The sequence below is a fragment of the Shewanella sp. DAU305 genome (assembly GCF_026802235.1).
GTDB classification, from domain to species: Bacteria; Pseudomonadota; Gammaproteobacteria; order Enterobacterales; family Shewanellaceae; genus Shewanella; species Shewanella baltica.
Genome location: NZ_CP113808.1, coordinates 1970677 through 1990346, shown reverse-complemented (window position 1 = coordinate 1990346; position 19670 = coordinate 1970677). Strand labels below are relative to the sequence as shown.

The 19670-nt window shown below is 45.8% G+C and carries 12 protein-coding genes; 3 read left to right on the top strand and 9 right to left on the bottom strand.

Annotation, left to right across the window (positions count from 1 at the left end; all coding sequences use genetic code 11):
* Nucleotides 1-130: 130 nt before the first annotated feature.
* The 4 genes from tadA to guaB form a co-directional block, all read right to left on the bottom strand.
* Complete coding sequence (tadA, locus tag OX890_RS08445) at nt 131-655, bottom strand: tRNA adenosine(34) deaminase TadA (protein ID WP_442800909.1); 525 nt, start codon at nt 653-655, stop codon at nt 131-133.
* Nucleotides 656-813: 158 nt separating this feature from the next.
* Nucleotides 814-4641, bottom strand: a complete 3828-nt coding sequence (locus OX890_RS08440) for a hypothetical protein (protein WP_268650421.1) — start codon at nt 4639-4641, stop codon at nt 814-816.
* Nucleotides 4642-5013: 372 nt separating this feature from the next.
* Nucleotides 5014-6591 carry a glutamine-hydrolyzing GMP synthase gene (gene guaA / locus OX890_RS08435; RefSeq protein WP_006082475.1) on the bottom strand — a complete coding sequence of 526 codons (1578 nt, stop codon included), beginning with the start codon at nt 6589-6591 and terminating at the stop codon, nt 5014-5016.
* A gap of 120 nt (nt 6592-6711) precedes the next feature.
* On the bottom strand, nt 6712-8178 hold the full coding sequence (guaB, locus tag OX890_RS08430) for an IMP dehydrogenase (protein ID WP_006085677.1): 1467 nt from the start codon (nt 8176-8178) through the stop codon (nt 6712-6714).
* Nucleotides 8179-8298: 120 nt separating this feature from the next.
* Here guaB and xseA point away from each other — a divergent pair, with 120 nt between their 5' ends.
* Nucleotides 8299-9645, top strand: coding sequence for an exodeoxyribonuclease VII large subunit (gene xseA / locus OX890_RS08425; protein WP_268650420.1), 1347 nt, complete (start codon nt 8299-8301; stop codon nt 9643-9645).
* A 453-nt stretch (nt 9646-10098) separates the two neighbouring features.
* Here xseA and OX890_RS08420 read toward each other — a convergent pair whose 3' ends face one another.
* On the bottom strand, nt 10099-11772 hold the full coding sequence (locus tag OX890_RS08420; protein WP_259482106.1) for a diguanylate cyclase: 1674 nt from the start codon (nt 11770-11772) through the stop codon (nt 10099-10101).
* Between the two features lie 246 nt (nt 11773-12018).
* Here OX890_RS08420 and OX890_RS08415 point away from each other — a divergent pair, with 246 nt between their 5' ends.
* Nucleotides 12019-12870 (top strand): DMT family transporter, encoded by an 852-nt coding sequence (locus tag OX890_RS08415; RefSeq protein ID WP_268650419.1) that lies wholly within the window; start codon nt 12019-12021, stop codon nt 12868-12870.
* Nucleotides 12871-12930: 60 nt separating this feature from the next.
* Here the strand turns inward: OX890_RS08415 and OX890_RS08410 are convergent, their stop codons facing one another.
* From OX890_RS08410 to OX890_RS08400, 3 genes are all read right to left on the bottom strand, one after another.
* Nucleotides 12931-13470 carry a YfaZ family outer membrane protein gene (locus OX890_RS08410; RefSeq protein ID WP_006085173.1) on the bottom strand — a complete coding sequence of 180 codons (540 nt, stop codon included), beginning with the start codon at nt 13468-13470 and terminating at the stop codon, nt 12931-12933.
* 165 nt (nt 13471-13635) lie between these two features.
* Nucleotides 13636-14139 (bottom strand): GNAT family N-acetyltransferase, encoded by a 504-nt coding sequence (locus OX890_RS08405; RefSeq protein ID WP_268650418.1) that lies wholly within the window; start codon nt 14137-14139, stop codon nt 13636-13638.
* Between the two features lie 140 nt (nt 14140-14279).
* Nucleotides 14280-15650: a magnesium transporter gene (locus tag OX890_RS08400; protein ID WP_011846297.1), complete on the bottom strand. Its 1371-nt coding sequence runs from the start codon at nt 15648-15650 to the stop codon at nt 14280-14282.
* 150 nt (nt 15651-15800) lie between these two features.
* On the opposite strand from OX890_RS08400, the gene OX890_RS08395 reads away from it, so the two are divergent.
* On the top strand, nt 15801-16286 hold the full coding sequence (locus tag OX890_RS08395; protein ID WP_012588182.1) for a glutathione peroxidase: 486 nt from the start codon (nt 15801-15803) through the stop codon (nt 16284-16286).
* Between the two features lie 1062 nt (nt 16287-17348).
* On the opposite strand, the gene OX890_RS08390 is transcribed toward OX890_RS08395, so the two are convergent.
* Nucleotides 17349-19220: a M1 family metallopeptidase gene (locus tag OX890_RS08390; protein ID WP_268650417.1), complete on the bottom strand. Its 1872-nt coding sequence runs from the start codon at nt 19218-19220 to the stop codon at nt 17349-17351.
* Nucleotides 19221-19670 lie beyond the last annotated feature (450 nt).

Genomic DNA, 19670 nt, shown 5'->3' with positions numbered 1-19670 from the left:
AACCATCAGCAATACTGTCGCGCGTCGTCGTACTTTACTCAAAGTTCGCCATCGTCGTATTTTGAATCGTCAGAAACTTTTCTTTACTTTTATTCAGTCTCAGGATTAATCCTGTCGCTTTTACCACTGTTTACTCAATTGCTTGCAGCGCCTTTTGAGCCTGTTTCAGGGCTTTTTTCTCCTCTCTACGCCGTTTAAAAAAACGACTCAATTGCGCGCTACAGGCGTCGGCTAATACACCCGATGTCACTTCAACTTGATGATTAAATGCCGGATGTTGCAATAAATTCACCACAGTACCCGCTGCACCGGTTTTTTCATCCCGAGCACCATAAACCACCCGCGCGATCCGGCTGTGCACCATGGCACCGGCACACATAGCACAAGGTTCAAGCGTGACATATAAAGTCGCGTCTAACAGGCGATAGTTTTCGACCAAACGCCCCGCTTCCCGCAAACATAAAATTTCCGCATGGGCGCTAGGATCGTGTTGGCTAATGGATAAATTGTAACCCGTCGCAATTTGCTGGCCGTCTTTGACCAATACCGCCCCTACAGGTACTTCGCCCTCAGCTTCAGCTTTCTCGGCCATCAGCATCGCGACTTGCATCCAATGTTCATCTAACTTCATTTGGTCCACTAGGCTGTCACTCATCTTTAAAAATACGGCAATTATACCGATAACCAATAAAAAAGGCGCACTTGGCGCCTTTTCACTGAATAAGGATTAAGCCTTCTCGATTGTTGTTTGAGTAGATAATAGGCTTTCATCTCTCTAGGTATTGAACCTGTAAAGTTCGGATAGAGTAGCCTTTATTCAAACCGTTGCTCGTGCTCCATATCCTCCCGCTGTTCTCGCTCTTTCTGACGCTCGATTAGTTGAACCAAGTTTGCAGAGAGTGTTTTAGCTGCGGCCGCAATATCTGATCTTTCATGTTCAACCAACTTTCTAATAGCATCCGTTCCAGGTTGCATTGCGTTTGCTCGGCTACCAGAAGTAACACGTTCAGCAAATGCCTCCAGAACAGCTTCAGGTTCAGGAGATGCTTCCAGCAGTCTGAGTGCTGACTCTGACATAATAACTGCACCCTGATTTCCATCCTGTTCCCAGAGACTAATACCCGCCGCTACAATCGCCCACACGTTGGTATCGTTTCTGGCTCTGCACCATTCAATCAACACGTCCACATCGATTTTGGCGAGAATTGACTGGTCCAATCCGCTATGCAGAATAAAGAACTGTCGCAGATGTTGTTGCTCTTCAGTGCCCTCAAAAACACGATTCAGGAATGCTGCAGGCATTAATGCCGCAGTCGACGCAATGGTGTTTTCGCATGAATAAATGTAACCATAGTTGTCATCGACAACAGTAAATATGGTATCCAACCACTCTTGCTTTGCGGCCTCATTGCAATTAAAGCGTAACGCAGCACTGATCACACGCTCCATTCGGTAATCCCTGCCACCACTATAATCGTCATGATTTTTTGAGAGACTCAAGATCGCAGCTCTTAAACCTATTTGTCGAAAGTCGGGACCAAGTGTATCAACTGTACCATCTAACCTCATGCTTAGCGCCTCTAGCACCACATCATCACCATTCGGTTTACTCAGGAGCCGTTGAGCGAGATTGATAATACGGCCTTTAGGCAAATGCGCATAGTCGTCCCGCCAGAGGATTGGTTCAAACATGCTAGGGTGAATTTCTGGGTCATCCAGAATTGCCATACAACGATCTAGGTCGGTTTCTGTAAATTTTCCACAAGGGTGCAAATTAACCAAGGCCTGTCGAAGCTTAGGATGCTGCGTGCACTGTTCGAGTAGCTCTTGAGCTAGAACTGAATCGATAGAGTCAACCTCTTTGATGAAACCACCAAAGACAGCAATATCTCGGCAGACTTCGGACTGCAGCCCCAGCTGTTCGACGAGTAGCTGCCAGCTGACTCGTAAATCATGCGCCCCTTTTGCCAAGCCTCTCCCGAATGTGGTGCGATAAGGCATCGAATCGCTGGAAAAAAGATGTGGACCCAGCTCGTCGAGCTTATGGTCCGATAACGCAAATTCCTCACCTAACCGGAGCGCCTTAGTTTCAAGTCGTTGCCTAGCTTCATCATATTTGTGGATTTTTTCATGATCAAAATTAGCATCCAATGCCCAATAATCCGGCCTATTGCTCAACACATAAGTCAGAATTGCCGGAATCAAGTCATGGGGCTCCAACTCCCTCTCCAATACGGCAAGGTTGTCCGGCAGAGGCTCAACATCATCCCCATCTTTGCGCTTGGTATGGTCGAAATAGATAGTTGTTCGGACGGCTTTCCAACCATCTCCCCAAGGGCGATGTGCATGTAATTTGCCAGCAGCGTCAATTAGCTTTTCCCTCATTGCAACTTGTCGCCACATTCCTCTAAATGCTTTCGCCAGCGTCTGTCTTGCAAGATCTTCAAGAGTCGAATCACCGGAGGTTCCCAGTTTGACAGCAACTTCGATAAAGGCGCTACGCCACTGCACAAGCTGATCGTGATTGGGTTGAAATCCATAGTCTCTTGGGCGAGCACCAAACTCGTTTACCCCTGACCCACTCCACCGCGCCTCTAAGGCTGTAGAGAGCATCCTTAAACCTAATGACCTCCTTACAGTCACGCTTGATGAAAGACATTCATTCATGATCGCAATGCGTTGTTCTAAAGTAGCGTGTGTGCCGGACAGATATGCTTGGAAGAACTTCGTTATCTGATTTCGCGCAGAAGCATTGTTGTTGCTTTCCTCTTCGAAGTCCGCTAAATGGATGAGGAGCCTAATGCACCGCTCAAAGGCGATCGGTTCATACGCCAGCAATAGCAGAAGATTGATAATTGACGTTCGTCGAGACTTATAACCTGGTTTCATGCCTTTAAAATCAGAGGTGATAAGTATCGCTTCAATCCTGTCGAGCAGAACTTCTGGCGTTACTGGTGCGATATAATCCAGCATTCGTGCCGATATATCGTTTAATTCGGTTATCCGCCCCAGCAACCCATCGGGTTGAAGCCAAGTTTCAACGATCTCTTTCGCCACAGGATGATCATGCAACAACCCGAGCCTATGTGCGAAAGACATGAGTAAGCGTTGACGTCCGGGGGCTTCAAAGGTTTCTCTAAGTTGAGCAACGGGTAAATTATTCAGTGCCGACATAGCCAACTTATTGGCAATGGCATGGGGCAAAATAGCTCTCCAATAAGCCCTCTTCTGTACTATATGGCGCTCTGATAACTTGTTGACTGACCGAGACAACTGGCTTGAGGAATACCCAAAGTTCGAACCCAATACCTCAAGTTCGTTTTGGCCTTTCTCAACAGTTGCTACCGAGAATGAATAGACCAGAGACAGAATTTCAGCGTGCTCACGCAGGTTATCATCAGGGCCTTTACGCTGCTCAAACAAGCGATCAAACAACTGAGTATCAGAAAGCTGAGCTAAACTCTCACCTTCCTCAACCCGCTCGGCAATAGCCAGAGATACCCTCGAATTACCATCAGCAAACGCGGCAATTCGGCGGGCGTTATTCTGGCCGATTTTAGGGAAACGGCGCAGCAGAAGCTGTTCAGCCACCTCAGGCCCTACCGCTTCTATATGGATGACCTCTGTGGTCTGAGGCTTATCGTCTCTGATGTCATATTCAACCGTGATAAGGCTGACCTTTGTACCTTTGGCAGAGACTTTACTGGCTAGTAAGGTGTGCAATTCTGAAGGGCAATTATCAAGGACCATAATAGCCCGTTCCCCCTCTGCAATCAGCCTATCTAGCATTGCTGTAGCAGAAGGCTCCGGACTTTCACCTGTGTCGACATAGACTGCGATAGTCCGGTCAAGCGCATCTGTACCGACCGTTTCATCGAAAAGTGCCTGTACAATTCTGGTCTTTCCAACACCAGATAACCCAGTGATGCGAACCGCCTTCTTAGTAGAGCGAATAAGATCTCGCATCGGTGCAATGGCGTCATTAATGCTGAGCGGTTGCCCCCAGCCTGACGGCAGAGTCACAGTCACACCCGAGGCTGAAATCAAGATGTCCGGCGTCCCCTCTGGTGGATTGCTCCATGCGCCGTATGGCTGCCAACCTGAATATCCCTGACCGAGATTTCTTTTTGTCCAGAGCATGACTGACGGATGTTGCCGTACCCATTGAGCCAGTTTAGAACGGTCGTAGAAGTCCAAGTAAAGATTGTCACTATTAGGATCATCCGCTACGGCATCTCGCATTGCTTTGAGACGGTCCCTCTTCATAGGAGGAGAGCAATCATCACCTAAGCTGACAATGATATAGCTCCCACCTCTTTTGGCATGTTCAGAGATGGTCGGTGACAGTTTCCCAGCGGTGACCATTTCCTTGATGATCGCAGCCATCGGCATTGAATGCTTTTTGGCCTGAAGAATTGTGTTGGGTCTTTCAAGAAAACCTGTGCTCAGCTGTTCGACGGGGACTTTAACGTGAATATCAATGCCACCATCAGGAGCATTAATTGAGCCTGACCAGTTTACATATGCAGGGCTATGTCCCTGCGCAGCTATTTCAGCCTCGGCAAGACGAGCAATCAACTCTTCGAGCAGAGTATCGGAGAGTCGGAGTAATTCGTCTTTCTCAATATCAAAAATTGCCACGGTAATCCTCAGCTGAACATCTTGTTAACCCTATCGAGAGCAAGATAATTTTATTGGATAATCAATAATTCGATAATAACAGCTCTTAGCATAATGATTAAAAAGAAGTTTAAGGAGGAAAACCTTGCAAATTAGATATGTTAACCCACATAGCGGTACACAATCCCGCATTGGTAATAAAGTGCAGCCTTATATAATTACTCCATCAAAGGACTGCTGTTTGCGTACAAAGCGATACTGACTGCTTCAGATTTGTGGATCACCTTGTTTTTTTGAGTCAATATCGTTACCCCAATAAAAAATGCCAGTCAATAAAATGACTGGCATTGAGATAAACCATAAATAGTATTTTATTAGCTATTTATATTTGGGCTATTCCCATTCGATAGTCGCTGGCGGCTTGCCAGAAATATCGTAAACCACACGGGAAATGCCATCGACTTCGTTGATGATGCGGTTTGATACGCGACCTAAGAAATCATACGGCAGATGTGCCCAATGGGCCGTCATAAAATCAACGGTTTCAACGGCGCGCAGTGACACAACCCAATCATATTTACGGCCATCACCCATAACACCGACTGAGCGTACAGGTAAGAACACGGTAAAGGCTTGGCTGACTTTATTGTACAGGTCGGCTTTATGCAGTTCTTCAATGAAGATAGCATCGGCGCGGCGCAATAAGTCACAGTATTCTTTCTTCACTTCACCTAAAACACGCACACCAAGACCCGGTCCTGGGAACGGGTGACGATAAAGCATGTTGTATGGCAGACCTAACTCAAGACCAATTTTGCGCACTTCATCTTTGAACAATTCGCGCAGTGGCTCAACTAAACCCAGTTCCATATCGTCTGGCAAACCGCCAACGTTATGGTGCGACTTGATCACATGTGCTTTACCTGTGGCGCTGCCAGCAGATTCAATCACGTCTGGATAAATCGTGCCTTGCGCTAACCATTTTGCATTGGCGCATTTTTTCGATTCTTCATCGAAAATTTCCACGAATACACGGCCGATGATCTTACGCTTAGCTTCTGGATCGGCTTCGCCTTTCATCGCGTCAAGGAAGCGATTTTCCGCATCAACATGAATAATGTTCAGACCAAAATGATCGCCAAACATTTCCATCACTTGCTCGGCTTCGTTCAAACGCAATAAACCGTTATCAACGAATACGCAGGTCAGTTTTTTACCGATAGCACGGTGCAGCAACATAGCCACAACCGAAGAATCGACACCGCCCGATAGCCCTAAAATCACTTCATCATCGCCGATTTGCTTCTTCAAGCGCTCAATCGCATCTTCGATGATAGAGGAAGGTTTCCAGTTAGCCGCACAACCACAAATGTCTAAGGCAAAGTGCGATAACATGCGCATGCCTTGGCGAGTGTGGGTCACTTCAGGGTGGAACTGTACGCCGAAGAATTGCTTCTCTTCGTTTGCCATAGCGGCAAATGGGCAAGTATCCGTTTTAGCGACCGCCACAAACCCTTCAGGAATGGCCGATACTTTATCGCCGTGGCTCATCCATACGTCGAGTAAGGGTTTGCCTTCGCTGTTAACTGCGTCTTCGATGCCTTTGAATAGTAACGAATCTGTCAGCATTTCAATTTGAGCGTAGCCGAATTCACCTTCGCCCACACCTTGGATCACTTTACCGCCCAGCTGCTCAGACATGGTTTGCATGCCGTAGCAAATGCCCAGTACAGGCACACCCGCAGTAAATACGTATTCAGGCGCACGCGGCGAGTTTTCAGCCGTGACACTTTCAGGTCCGCCAGCAAGAATAATACCGTTCGGGGCAAATTCGCGGATTTGGGCTTCTGTTACGTCCCAAGCCCATAATTCACAGTACACACCGATTTCACGGATACGACGGGCAATCAGTTGAGTGTACTGAGATCCAAAATCGAGGATCAGTATCTTGTGCTCATGAATATCGCTCATGGGTAACCTTTATCTCATCTATTGTTTTAACATTGCTCAACGCGGCAAGAGCCAGCCTTGAGTATTGGATCACACGCTTTACAAAGGGGCGGCTTATTGCCGCCCCCTCTTATCAAACGATTAAGAACCTGAACGGTAGTTCGGTGCTTCTTTAGTGATAGTCACATCGTGCACGTGGGACTCGCCCATGCCTGCTGAAGTCACTTTCACAAATTGGGCTTTTTCATTCAGTTCTAGAATGGTGGCACAACCCGTTAAGCCCATGCATGAACGCAGACCGCCCATATGTTGATGGATGATTTCCTTCAACTTGCCTTTGTAAGGCACGCGCGCTTCAACACCTTCTGGGACTAACTTATCGGCAGCATTGTCTGATTGGAAATAACGGTCAGAAGATCCTTGAGACATAGCGCCTAAAGAACCCATGCCGCGATATGACTTGTATGCACGGCCTTGATAAAGTTCAGTTTCGCCTGGCGCTTCCTCAGTTCCCGCAAACATTGAGCCCGCCATGATGCAAGATGCACCCGCGGCTAATGCTTTGGCTAAGTCACCAGAGAAACGAATGCCACCATCGGCAATCACAGGAATACCTAGGCTCTTCATGGCTGCGGCAGCATCTGAAACGGCTGTGATTTGTGGCACGCCAACACCAGTGACGATACGAGTCGTACAGATAGAACCAGGGCCAATACCGACTTTAACTGCGTTAACGCCTGCTTCGACCAGCGCTAATGCGCCTTCAGCCGTGGCAACGTTACCGCCGATAATTTGCAAATCAGGATGTTTAGCGCGAGTTTCACGAATGCGTTGTAAAACGCCTTCTGAATGTCCGTGGGAAGAATCGATAAGTAATACGTCAACGCCAGCTTTAACGAGTGCGTCAACACGCTCTTCGTTACCTGCGCCCGCACCAACTGCAGCGCCAACACGTAAACGGCCTAACTCATCTTTACAGGCGTTAGGTTTACGTTCGGCTTTCTCGAAGTCTTTAACTGTGATGAGGCCTTTCAGCTTATAGTTATCATCAACCACAAGCACTTTTTCGATACGGTGTGAGTGCATCAACTTTTGCACTTCATCTAATTTAGTGCCTTCGGCAACAGTGACTAAACGCGCTTTAGGCGTCATCACTTCCTCTACCGTTTTGCTCCAATCCGTCACGAAACGTACGTCACGGCCAGTAATGATACCGACCAGCTCGTTTGCTTCGTTAACCACGGGATAACCCGCAAAACCATTCTTCAGTGTTAACACTTTCAGATCGGCTAAGGTCGTTGATGGCGTCACAGTTACAGGTTGTTGAACCACGCCCGCTTCGTAAATTTTTACTTTACGAACTTCTTCGGCTTGTTTTTCAATGCTCATGTTTTTATGAATAAAGCCTAAGCCGCCTTCCTGCGCCATAGCGATCGCAAGACGAGCTTCGGTAACTGTGTCCATAGCGGCAGACACAAGTGGGATATTCAATTCAATGGTATTGGTCAGGCGAGTTTTAAGAATGGCGGTATTTGGGAGTACAGTCGAATGCGCAGGAACAAGCAACACATCGTCAAAAGTAAGCGCTTCTTTAATTAAACGTAGCATATGCAACATCTCCCCAGTTGAGTAGGATTTAGAGGTGAAATATTGCGGCGGGATTATACCTTGCATATCGGCACTGGTAAATGGAAAATAGCAAATATCCCCATTTAATTGAGTAATTCGATGCAAGGCACCAAAAACAATATTTATACTGTCTCGCGGCTCAATGGTGAAGTCAGACAAATTCTCGAGGGACAACTGGGTAAAATTTGGCTCAATGGCGAAATATCCAACTTTTCCTCCCCCAGCTCAGGTCATTGGTATCTCACCTTAAAAGACCACTCTTCCCAGATCCGTTGCGCCATGTTTAAAGGCCGTAACCAAACGGTCAGCTTTAAGCCCATCAATGGTCAGCAAGTGTTAGTCAAAGGCGCGATAAGCGTGTATGAACCCAGAGGCGACTATCAATTATTAATTGAGTCCATGCTGCCCGCAGGGGATGGATTACTCGCCCAGCAGTTCGATGCACTCAAAATGAAGCTCGCCGCCGAAGGATTATTCGCTGCCGACACCAAAAGACCATTGCCGAAAAATATCCAACGCATTGGCGTTATTACTTCGCCAACCGGCGCGGCGATTCGCGATGTCTTACACGTACTCGCAAGGCGCGACCCTTCAATCGAAGTCATTATCTATCCGACTCAAGTTCAAGGTGAAACCGCAGCTCAGAGTATTTGTCAGGCAATCAATATCGCCAACCAGCGTTTAGAAGTCGATGTATTACTGCTCACCCGTGGCGGCGGTTCGCTTGAGGATTTGTGGTGTTTTAACAGCGAAGCCCTCGCCCAGACAATTTATAACAGCGCCCTGCCCGTGGTCAGCGCTGTCGGCCATGAAGTCGACACCACCATCAGTGATTACGTGGCCGATATTCGCGCTCCAACACCATCTGCAGGTGCCGAGTTGTTATCCCAAGATAGCGACAATAAGGCGCAAAAACTCGCAACAGCCTTATCGCGCTTGCAACAAAGTGCGAAACATTATCAACTTAAGCAAGAAAGACGACTCAGTTTGCTTGAGCACAGGCTGCAACGCCAAGATCCCAAACGGACCTTGCAGCAGTTCGAACAAAGATTCGATGAGATGCAATTAAGACTGGAGTCGGCGCTGTCGAATCGCTTGCACATACTCAGCCGTCGTCAGCAGTTGCTCGCAAGTCGCCTTGAACAGCAATCTCCCAAGCATAAGCTCGCCATTGAGAGGAACCGCCTAAGTTATCTTGCAAGTCGCTTACAGGATGCATTGCAGGACAAACTAAGCCAAAGTGAGCAACGGATAAAATACGCGGCCCATCAGCTTGAAACCGTCAGTCCGCTTGCGACCTTGAGCCGTGGCTACAGCATCACCACTGACATCCACAATCAAGTGGTCGACTCTGCCGATAAACTGACAATCGGTGATAGCCTGCAAACCCGCTTGCGCCATGGACAAGTGATTTCAACCGTCACTCAGATAAAGCCGCTCGAATAAATCAGTACTATGTTCGTGTTGATTGATACTGCTTATGATTTAGCGCCAGCCTGACAACTGGCAAGGGAGAAACGACTAAGTGTCTTTTGATATTAAGTCGCAGATTTATGAGATAAACCTTTGGTTTAGCGAAGTAAAAGTTGAATGTGTGAAGCTATAAGTCAGGCTGTTCTAACTAATCGCGGACTATGAATCGTAAAGTATGACCAAATGAAAAATATTTCATAAATAGAGCATTAAAAGCAAAACAGTTATATGCATCTTATGATGAATCAACTCACTGAAATACCGAAATTTTAGCCTAGCTAAATAATCTTTATGGTGGCGAAAGTTAACCAATAACACCAACGGCGCAGAATTTATCTGCGCCGTTTTGTTTTACCTAATTTTTACCTAGCTTTTATCTAGCTTTTATCTAGCATCCATTGCAAACTATTTGATTGAACGCAGTCGTTAGCTTAAATGTAGTCTTACATCGACCCCGCGAGTATCGGCATACTCTTGGCGGCGCTTATCCATTCGTGATTGGTACAAGTTAGTGTCTGCCAAACGCAGCCATTCATGGGGATCGGCCACCTCAGAGTTTAACGAGATCCCAAAACTACACTGACAATCCTTAAAGCCTTGGCTGGCTAATTGTTCGCGTAACCCATTTAACGAACTCAGCAATAGCGGGATCCCCACCGAAGGCGTCACAACCACAAACTCATCACCACTAATACGATAAAGCTTTAAATGCGCTAAGTCCGTTGCTTGCAATAACTGCACTACCACTTGCAGTAATCTATCGCCCTCTTGATGGCCGAGCGTTTCGTTAACACTTTTCAGGCTATCAATATTCAATAGCGCTAAAGCCATAGGCTGCACCACTTTATCGGCGAAGCCTAATTGAGAATTCATATATTCATCAAAGGCATAACGATTGCCGACTCGGGTCAAGCCATCTAAGCGGGCTTTTTCCCACGCAATCGCGAGCTCTTCAATATGCGCCTTACGTTCCTCTGCGAGTAACTTAAGCTTATTCGCTAACGCTAAGGACAACAGCAGCGCATCGGCCGTGCCGCCCATCAGCGTCGCCAGCTCCGCATGTTCAATAAAGTCAGGGGTTAGCCCCATATTCCCGGGCAAAATAATCACCGCAGGCAAGAGTAAACAAGTAAAGGCGAGAATAAAATAACGTGCAGGGGCAAAGCCTTTCATCAAGCAGACATTACCACAGGTAATCGCTAAGGCAATCCACAACATGATCAGCACTGAGGCAATAATCGCCGTATAGGGCAACAACCAAATACTGGTCGGCAAAGCAACAATACAAGCAAACATCAAATACTGACTGAGGCGCCACAATCGTGGTGAGTAGCTAGGCAGCTGCAAGAAGTGCTTGTAAAACATGATATTAAAAATCGGCAAACTGATAAAAAACAGATGGTGCAACTCAAGGTAATGGAAATTAAACAAGTGCGCTGGCAAATGGAAGGTCAGTGCCCAGCCACCAAAATACGCGAAGACATAAAGGCCATAATAAAGAAAAGCTTTATCGAGAATAGAGATATAAATCAGAAGATTATATAAGGCGATAAACAATAAGCCGCCTAAGCACAGCAGCACTGCCATGGCGAGGCGATCAGACATCAACTGATGATCCGTCACGCTTTGCAGAGCTATCTCGGGAGGAGATGAGTAATAACGACTACTGAGCTTAACCAACAGCCAATAATCCGTCCCCATATTCAAGGTGACCTTACGGCCATAATCGAATAAAAATTCGTAGGGTGCACTGTAGCCACTGTGGGCATGCTGTGAACTGCCATCACTGCCGAGTATCCAATAATCTACAGATTCGATAATCGAATTACTCGCATCCACTACCCAATTCGACTGACGTTGATTGACCATCACAGGCGTGATCATCCAATAGTCACCGCCGGTTAAACTCACAGAGTTAGCTTCGTCGAGTTGGCCCATCCAATGGGGCACGGCATCAAACTGTTTTGGGGGCTGTTGATCCGCTTGAGCATGGAACAAATACGGCGAGTCCAACGCAATTTCAGCGCTTAATACAGAGGGACTTAATGTCCATATAAAAAGTAAAAAACACCAAAATAGGGTTTGTTTAAGTTTGTTCATCGGCTTATTAAGTTAAAGGGCCATAGATCATTTATACAGCGATGAAGTAAATGCTAATGCTGTCAATCTTAGTCGATAGTTGGAATTGTAGGTTAACTTTATGGCCACATTTAGTTTTTTACAATCAGTTAGGCTAAATTAGTCGAATATCCCATGCCGTATGGAGCTATTTTAGTCTCAAAGTCCAAATCGTGGCCTGAAATCCAAAATACAACTTAATACTGACTTATTTTTTGCTGGGATCCTATGCAGCCTCTATTGATGATTTTAGCCGCACAACTCCTGATTGCCAGTGGCAACCTCTTGGTCAAGTTGCTTGAAAATGATGCCCCCGTGTTCCAACTGGTGCTCTACAGACAACTCTTTGCCACCTTGCTAGTGCTGCCTTTTGTGTGGCGCTTGCAGGGTAATCTCAAACTGAGCCCTTATTACAAAGTGCATCTTGCCCGCGCCCTATTGATTGGACTCGGCAATGCCATTTTTATGCTCGCCATTTTGCATCTTCCCCTCGCAACGGTAACCGCCGTGATTTATACCTCACCTTTGTTACTTCTTGTGCTTTCTGCGTTATTTTTGCATGAACGCATCGGCTATCGACGCTCAGTTGCGGGGATCATTGGCTTTACTGGCATTCTACTTATCAGCCAACCAACCGAATTTAACCTGTATATAGGTTTAGCCTTTTTCGGCGCTATGACGTCGGCGTTGAATAGTTTGATTTTAAAGACCTATTCGACCCATGAACATCCTTTCTCTATGCTCTTTTGGTCTAATGCCTTTGCGATGATATTTCTGATACCGGCGACCTTATACGAAGGCGCGGACTTTAGTTTGCCAGTGACACAGGTGGGATTAACGTTGGGACTATTTTATATTGGCATGACCTATCTCATCATTCACGCCTATCGACGTGCCGATGCGAGCCAAATGGCGCCTGTAGAATATACCGGATTGATTTTTGCGGCCTTGTTCGGCTGGTGGATACTGGATGAAGAACTCAGCCTAGTGATGTTAATCGGTATCGGATTAGTCATTTTTTCATCCATATTGCCCAGCTACAGCGAGCTAAAAGCAAAATGGAAAAGCCGGCGAAGTTGACCTCGGCCGGCTCTTTACATCGACTGCTAAGTTAACGCAGCGAGATCAAAACGATTTGTTTTAGAAGCGGAATTTGCCGCCAATATACACGCCATCTTCGAAAGTGAAATCGCGCGCATTATCGTACTCATAGGCAATCTTGCGATAACCAACATAAAACGCCATGTTTGGCGTTACGCGGTATTGCACTTTTGAATCGAGCTCATATTGACCATCAACATTACCAAACGATAAGACTGACGGTGCGTAGTAAGCGGCGGCGTGTAATGAAATATTAGGTCCCATAGATAGCGCATAACGGCCACCAACAGAAATGGCGCTACCATTTGGAGAATAGTCAGACCAAAGCTGACTTAACTTAGCGCCAACTTCAAAGTGATGCACACCCACATCATGGGTCATGTGCATTGCACCTTGGGCAATATGGCCGCCCTCGTCGGCATAGATATAACCTAACACTGCGTTAGTATCTTTGCTCAATTGCAGTTCTAACTCAGTAGAAACCACATCGTTATTCAACCCAAGATTAAATTCTGACGCATTCACTTGCAGCGCTGCTGCACTCAATAATAAAACACTTGCTACTCTGAACTTAGCCATAAAAACACCTCAATAAATGACTGTGGGTAATAGCCGCGGATCATACCGAATAAATAAAGAAAATCAGCCTATTTGCGTATAAATGGGGATTTTTTGCGATGGATATACAAATGTAAAACAAACTCGAAACAGCTGAAGATCTAAGCTTTTTCACTTACAGCACAATTATACCGCTTGAATGCGATCACCCACTAAAGACAACATGATCGCTTCAGCGTCGACATTGGTACTTAAGGCTAAGTAATACCAACCCACAGTGTTGCCCGTGCCGCGGATACTCAAATAATCACGCCAAAAATGAAAGCCAGCCTTCAACAAATTGGCTTGGCTCGACGTATTCTCGGCGCGAATAGTGGCGTATAAAATCAAGATCCCTAAAGCCTTCGCCACTTCGATACGTTTTTGCGTTAAACCTTGGGCGATGCCTTGACGCCGATAATGGGACGACACCACCAAATAACCTAGCTCACCCACTGTACCTTTGCCGGCTTTTATCGCAGCGCAACCGACTATCTCACCCTCAAAAGTTTTCGCTAAGATCACCGCACGGGAATGGAAAAAGACCTGATGATCCAACGGATGAGCATTATCATCACGCCCATCAATCAATTGTGCCGCCAGCGCTAATTCCTCTGGTTGTTCACTTATTACAAACTGAATGTCACTCATATCCAGATTAAACCGTTAATGTTGCCAACATACGGGGAATGCACGCCACTTAGCTGTGCACTCATATCCCACTTCGCTTTCACTCTCATACTACAAATCTAACAGAGCACTATTGATATAACTGTTTATATACCAATGCACTACAGATACAAGAGGGTCGCCATACCTAAGAAAGTAAAGAAGCCCACCACATCTGTCACTGTGGTCAAGATCACTGAACCCGACAGCGCCGCATCTTGATTAAACTTCTGCAGCACCATAGGCACGACCACACCAGCAATTGCTGCCACGGCCATGTTGATCAAAATTGCACAGCCAATCACTATGCCTATGGTCGCTTCACCGAACCACCAGCCAGCGACTAAACCTATGACTATCGCCCACAAAAATCCGTTAACTATGCCAATACCGAGTTCGTTCTTCATTAACGAAAACAAGTTACCCGCTGAAATCTGTCCCATAGCCATGCCGCGGATCATCAGCGTCAACGACTGACTACCCGCAATGCCGCCCATAGAAGCCACAATCGGCATCAATACCGCTAACGCAACCACTTGGGATAACACATTTTCAAATAAGCCAATCGTCGCCGAAGCGAGGAAAGCCGTCAGTAAATTGATCCCGAGCCACACAGCGCGGCGCTGGGCGCCTTTCATAATCGGCGCGAACAAGTCGTCGGACTCATCCATACCCGCAGTTGCCATCAATTGCGCTTCATAATGCTCACGTACTAAAGCGGTCGCGGTTCGCAGCGTCACGCGACCAATTAACTCTCCAGACTCATCGATCACAGGCAATTCGATTTCGCGGCTGTGCTCTATCGCTTCGGCCGCTTCCAATAAACTTGTGTCAGCGGATAACGCACGGCTATCCTCTGACAAGAGTGAAATCAATAATTCATCGGGATTATGTTTAAAAATGTCATACCGACGCACTGTGCCTTGATACTTATCCTGATCATCAACGATAAACAAATTGTCGTTACAATCGAGTTCAATACGGCGGAAAAAGCGCTGTGCCTGCGCAACGCTCGCCTTATCACTGAGCACCAACATTTGATGATCGGTATAGCGCCCGATTTCATTCTCAGAGTACTGATCGTAGAGTTCGAATCGTTGTCGCTGACGCTCGCCCATCTGGGCCAAGGCGCGATCGGTAAAACTTTCAGGGAGATAATCACTCCACTCAATTAAATCTTCTGGGCTTAACTGGGCAAATAGCAAGTCCACTTCATTGTCGGGCATCCGTTTAAGGATCCCCATGCGCGGATCGGCACGCATTAAGCTCAACACTGTCACTCGGTCAGCAAATTCAACTTGCTGCCAACGCTCGTAACGCTCATCCAAGGGCAAGGATTCAAGCGCTAAGGCTATGGTTCCAGGTTCTGAGTCATTCAAAATTTCGCTAAACACTTCAGCTTGTTCTTCGCCTTCAACTTCAGTGAGTTGTTGAACAACCTGCCCCACGTCCGCTTGCATGTTTGTTTCGTATTCTGCGTCATTTTCTGTCACACAGATGCCCTTTTCTTTAGCTACAAAATTGCTGTAACTATATTGATAATTAAGTAAATTAGCAAACCCACAAAATAAATTGCGCACAACTAGATTGCTGGAAATCATTTTTAAGTTTATGCTGTTGACTAAGATCCTATGGAGGTGAACATGACTACGAATATATACAGCCAATCAGCGACAGACATTCAAGGCAACGCGGTAAGTTTAGAGCAGTATCGAGGCAAAGTACTCTTGATCGTTAACACCGCCAGTGAATGTGGATTTACACCGCAATACAAGGGATTAGAAGCGTTATATCAAGAATATAAAGATCAAGGATTAGTGATTTTGGGCTTTCCTTGCAATCAATTTGGCGCCCAAGAAAAAGCCGATGAACAAGGCATTCAAGCCTTTTGTGAATTGAATTTTGGCGTGACATTTCCACTATTTTCTAAAATAGAAGTGAATGGCGAACATACCCATCCACTTTATCAATACCTTAAGAAAGCCGCTCCCGGTGTATTAGGTACTCAAGGTATCAAATGGAATTTCACCAAATTTTTAGTTAATCGCCAAGGCGAAGCGATTGAACGATTTGCATCGACCACGAAACCCGAAGCGTTAGAAAGTAAAATTGCCGCTTTGCTAAAATAATTTACTCGCTATCTATTTGAAATTTTACGTTTTATAAAAATTTAGATTTATTTTAACTTTTTTATGGAACTTTAACCGTACAAGCCCCCTCAAATGTATTGAACAGTGAATGTCTTTTTCATGTTCATCATCTCCCTGGGGCTTCTAGCGCGGCCCCCTTGACCTAGGAATAGGTCACTAGGCAACCATTGGGTTGCCTTTTTTTATCCCAATGATTTATATGTCAAATAAATGTAATGCTTCATTTCAACTGCTTTTTATCTCTCAGAAATTCTTTTTTAAACTTTTTGGTGTTTTTTTGCGATATCGATGAACTTAATTAAAAATGGCGACTCTGAGTATAGGTAAGGATTAACGGATAAGATTAAATGCACCTTGAGAATGAAATATGTGAAGTCGCAGTTTCATCTACTCAAATGACACAGTTTCTGTTCTATCGCATTGAGTCTAATTAGTTGGTCGTTCATCATCATCTCCCTTTTGGGACACAATAGAAAACACGCTAGCGCACTGAATTCTACTTGTATCCCGCACTGATTTCCTTGTGGCAACCTTAGGTTGCCATTTTTTTTGCTCAAATTTCAACAAGCGCTAACGCTAGCTCATAGATTAATAAGCTGACACGCGTTGAATTTTTATCGCTATGATTATAATGTAAAACAAATGTAACACTTAAGTATGAGCACTCAATATTTCCCAGAAAAATACCTCAGAAAATCTTTTTAAACTTTTTGAGATTTTTTTCTGATATCGGTGAACTTAATTAAAAATGGCGACTCTGAGTATAGGTAAGGATTAACGGATAAGATTAAATGCACCTTGAGAATGAAATATGTGAAGTCGCAGTTTCATTCACTCAAATGACACAGTTTCTGTTTTATCGCATTGAGTCTAATTAGTTGGTCGTTCATCATCATCTCCCTTTGGGGACACAATAGAAAACACGCTAGCGCACTGAATTCTACTTGTATCCCGTACTGATTTCCTTGTGGCAACCTTAGGTTGCCATTTTTTTTGCCTTAATTTCTATACGCACCTAAATCTCTACAATCGCCTAAATATCTATAATATTAGCGACTTGTCTAATTGAACTTGAATCGAAGGGTGATAACCTACGCGAGCCTTTGTATAGATATCTTTTAATTCAGTATGATACCCCGCGATTTGCAGCTCAGCATAAAGTGGCCGCACAAATTTACCGCGGCCAATACGCACTAAATAAGCACTTAAAGCCGGCAACACAGGGTCGTAATGATTGCGAATCGCCACTCTAAACCAATCACAGGCAATTTCCGCATTAGTCGATTGAGTGAATCGGAACGTTTCGTCCAGATCCATCAGTTGCACTTGGCTGACGACTTCCGGTAATTGGGTCAGAAAATACTGCCAATGATGTACTCGCCAATCTTCCACGCTTAATTGGCTCGCGGCCGTTCCCTGTAAAAAACTCGCCAGCGCATCATCGACTTTATCTAAACTCATGGATGTTGGTCCGCAATATCCCTCGGGCAAACCTTCGCCATAAATCCACGTTAGCAGCTCGGCTTCGGTAATCTTATCTGAGTGTAATGGCAGTAAGGTTTGCTGCGCGTATTCAACAAACACTTCGGTGGTAATCGCCTTAAAGGCAAAATGATCCACATAGTTGCGTAAAAATTTATCGAACGCCACTCGCCCTAGCCTGCGCTCGAGATCATGGACAAACATCGAGGCTTTATCATAGGTAAAACGATTAAAGGCAAGGTTGGGATCGCCCTGCTGCACATTGGCGGGCAAGGTTTGTTTATCCTTAGGTAAAGACGCCATTTCTTCTGTTAAGCGACCAAACTCTATCACCCACTCCAACTCTGCCTGTTCTTTACCGTAAACCGCTTCCACGATACGGTTAGTAAAGTAAGTCGTGAAACCTTCGTTTAACCAGAGATCTCGCCAGGTTGCATTACTGACTAAATTGCCCGTCCACGAATGCGCTAACTCATGGGCAACGGTTGACACTAAGCTTTTATCGCCGGCGATGAGTGTGGGCGTTAAAAAGGCTAACCGCGGATTTTCCATCCCGCCAAAAGGGAAACTCGGCGGCAAGATAATCATGTCATAACGGCCCCACACATAAGGACCTAACAATGACTCGGCAACGTCGAGCATATATTCGGTATCTTCAAACTCTTTTGCGGCGGCGACCAGCATACTCGGCTCAGTATAAACCCCGCATCTTGGGCCTATCGCTTGAAAGGCAATATCACCGACGGCCAGCGCCATTAAATGGGTCGGGATAGGTCGTTCCATCTCAAAGTGAAACACACCATTAAGCGGTGTGTCGGGATGATTCATCGCACTCATCACTGCGCGCATGCCTTTGGGCACTTGCACTTTAGCATCAAAGGTCACTCTCGCCTTAGGCGTGTCCTGTAGTGGGATCCAGCTGCGGGCATTGATCGGTTGCGATTGACTGAAGAGATAAGGTAACTGTTTACCCGCAGTTTGCTCAGGTGCTAGCCACTGTAATCCTTGGGCGGCGGGAGAGGTTTGATAGTGAATACAAACCTGTTTGCAAGGTGACGTTGGTAAACTGATACATAATTTTTGCCCGAGAATGGAATTGGCTTCACTCAGCACAAAATCGAGCGGCTCCTCATTTTCTGTTGTTAGAACACTCACTGTATCAGTGGCATTGACACTATCTGCATCATTCACAGCAGTAACCGCGAGTATGGTTAGATCGCGGCTATCGAGCCAAAGCTCTGTTACATCGGGCTCAAGGTAATCCAAGGACAGCGTCGCTTTACCGAAAAGACGCTGCGCGTCAAAATCCACCACTAAATCCAAAGAGACATGTCTCACTTGCACTTGTTCGGTATTAGCAAAAGAATGGTAATCTCGGGTTAAATCCCAAGTCGTTGCATCCGCTAGCGTACTCTTAGTTGTTTGTAACACTGTCGCCTCGATATTCAAGTTCTGGGCTCTGGGTTCAGGGCTCTGGGCGCTAGCCCTTTAAGCTCTGGCTCTCAATTGTTAGGGTAAGTTTGAATGCTTAATCATGAGTTGTATGCCGCGCAGCTGTGGTGCAGCGCTTCATGACTTGCCACTGTCATAACTCATCACGGATTGCTAGTCGTTATTATCGACTGCACATTTGCTCAGAGGCAAATCGTAACTGAGCTTTAAGTCAGCTTATCGGCACGTTATAGGCGAGTTTTTTGTAACAGTTCATCTTTGGCGGCGATCACAGAACTGCAATCGGTTTTCTTTCGTGATGCAAGATTTGCCCGTTGCGACGGCCAATAGCGATGAGCAAACTGAAGAAACTGAGAAAAATAGAGGCTCGCGCTTCTAATAAAAACAAAGTGCAAAATTATTTAAAATATTTCGCACTTTCTCTGAACT